Below are 1,512 nucleotides of genomic sequence, written 5' to 3' on the forward strand. Positions count from 1 at the left end.
CAGCAGCTCCAGGCCGCCCGGGAAGTCCTTGGGCGCGATGGCACCGGACTGCCTCAGGGCCACCTTCAGCGCGGGTGGCAGCGCCTCGGGCAGCCAGGCCGGGTCCGTCAGCGGCAGGCCAGGTTCGGCAGGATCGGCCAGTGACATGCGGCGCGGGCTCTCCAGAATCCTCCGCGGCCTGCACGAGGCGACCGGCCGGAGGATGCTCGGCACCGGCGCGACAGGCGCCGGGCGAGCGCAGCTTATTCAGCCGCGGGTTCGGCTTCAGCAGCCGCCTTGGGCTTGGGCGCCACATAGATCACGCGGCGGGTCGGCACCTTCTCGCCCTTGACGACCTTGTCGACATTGCGCACGGCAAAGCGGCCCAGGCCTTCGATCTGCACGTTGTCTTCGGCCTCGGCGACCGCGCTGCGGACCTGAACCAGCGCAATGCGCAGCAGGCGCTCCAGCGCCTTGTCGGCCAGCTTGCCAACGGCGGCGGGGTTCTTTTCCTTGATCTGGGCAGCGAGTTCAGCGATTTTCATGAGGGTACTCCGTCAGTGGGTAGGGCAAGACAAGCGCCCTGCTGGTGCCACGCAGTGGCCGGGCGCGATCGAATTCGGGTTCGCATCATCCCATCGAAACGGGCAAAGCCAATCCCATGTTGTGGCAACTCGGCCGCTAACGCAGGGCCGTGCCGGCCGAGGTCCAGCGACTCAGCGCCGGGTGCAGCCGGATGGCGGCCGTCATCTGTGGCCGCCAGCGGGCTTCCAGCGCGTCGCGTTCGTAGTTGGCGCGGCGCTGCTTGTCCAGGTCCTCGAAGTCGAAGCCGCGGCTCTTGGATTCAAGGTGGATCAGGCTGATGGCCGGCGCGTACAGGATGCAGGCTGCCGCCGAGGCATCCTGCGCCCGCAGGCACCACTGCACGTCGTTGAAGGTCACGGTCAGCTGGGTTTCGTCGAAACCGCCCACGGCCTCAAAGGTTTCTCGGGTACAGCCGATGAATGCGCCGGTGACGGCCTGGACGCGGCGCGTGAGCTGGGTGTTGAGCAGGTTGTCGGGTGCGTCCACCGCGGCGCCCATGTGTTCGTGGGCGACAAAATCCTCGGTGCCGAAGACCACGCCGGCGTGCTGCAGCGTCATGTCCTCGTACAGCAGCCGGGCACCGACCGCGCGCACCTCGGGCCGCGACAGGTAGCCGCGCAGCAGGTCGTCCCAGTGCCGGGTGAGCATGCGGGTGTCGTTGTTCAGGAACAGCAGCAGCGGGCCGCGCGCGGCGGCGGCCATCTGGTTGTTCAGCCGGCTCCAGTTGAACGGCTCGTCAATGCGCAACACGCGCAACTCGCCAGCCGCTTCGGCCTGGGCCAGGTAGGCCAGCGTGTCCGGGTCGGTGCTGCCGTTGTCGGCGATCAGGATCTCTAGCGCGTCCGGGTGACGCGCGAAGCTGCGCAGGCTGTCGACGCAGTCGCGCACCAGCTCGCCGTAGTCGCGGGTCGGGATCAGCACGCTGATCACCGCCTGCGGCTGCGTGGC

General features: G+C 68.5%; 2 protein-coding genes. Both read right to left on the reverse strand.

Annotated features, from left to right (window positions below; genetic code table 11):
* Nucleotides 1-242: 242 nt before the first annotated feature.
* The gene (locus FKP22_RS30075) at nt 243-524 is read right to left on the reverse strand and encodes an HU family DNA-binding protein (protein WP_141291881.1); all 282 of its coding nucleotides are present in this window, start codon (nt 522-524) and stop codon (nt 243-245) included.
* 136 nt (nt 525-660) lie between these two features.
* The coding region (locus FKP22_RS30080; RefSeq protein ID WP_141291882.1) for a glycosyltransferase at nt 661-1,512 on the reverse strand (852 nt) is incomplete at its 5' end.

The sequence above is a fragment of the Ideonella azotifigens genome (assembly GCF_006519715.1).
Classification (GTDB): domain Bacteria; phylum Pseudomonadota; class Gammaproteobacteria; order Burkholderiales; family Burkholderiaceae_C; genus Ideonella; species Ideonella azotifigens.